Here is an 825-nt window from a genome sequence, read left to right on the forward strand (position 1 = left end):
ATGCTTTATCCGGAACTTTACAAGTCGCTCGAAGCGGTCCGCTGGGACATGGAGAAGGACATTCCGTGGGATCAGTTCGACGCGTCGCTGTTGACCGACGAGCAGGCGGAAACGATCAAGATGAACGCGATCACGGAGTGGTCGGCACTGCCCGCGACGGAGATGTTCCTGCGCGACAACCACCACGACAGTGATTTTTCGGCGTTCATGAGCGTGTGGTTCTTCGAGGAGCAGAAGCATTCGCTGGTGCTGATGGAGTATCTGCGCCGTTTCCGGCCGGAGCTGATGCCGACGGAGGAGGAACTGCACGCGGTGCGTTTCGAATTCGATCCGGCGCCGCCGCTGGAGACGCTGATGCTGCATTTTTGCGGCGAGATCCGGCTGAATCATTGGTATAGGCGGGCGGCGGAGTGGCACACCGAGCCGGTGATCAAGCACATCTACGAGACGATTTCGCGTGACGAGGCGCGCCATGGGGGCGCGTATCTTCGTTACATGAAGAAGGCGATGAACAACTGCGGGGACGTGGCGCGCGCGGCGTTCGCGAAGATCGGGGTGCTGATGGCGTCGGCGCGGCGCACGGAAAAGCCACTGCATCCGACGAATCTGCACGTGAACCAGGCGCTGTTTCCGCGCGACACGGTGCAGTCGCGGCTGCCGGACCCGGAATGGCTGGAGCGCTGGCTGGACGAGCAGATCCGTTTCGATGGCGAGTGGGAGAAGAAGGTGGTCGAACGGATTTTGCACAACCTGTCGGTGCTGTTCGAGCGCACGTTCGCGACCGCGCAGGAGCTTAACCGCTACCGGAAGGAAGTGACCTCCCGC

General features: G+C 61.5%; 1 protein-coding gene. It reads left to right on the plus strand.

The window, feature by feature from the left end:
- Positions 1–825, plus strand: an 825-nt coding sequence (locus WS68_RS15115) for a hypothetical protein (protein WP_059571588.1), incomplete at both ends; no start/stop codon positions are given.

It is taken from the genome of Burkholderia sp. TSV86 (assembly GCF_001522865.1).
In the GTDB taxonomy this organism is placed as follows: domain Bacteria; phylum Pseudomonadota; class Gammaproteobacteria; order Burkholderiales; family Burkholderiaceae; genus Burkholderia.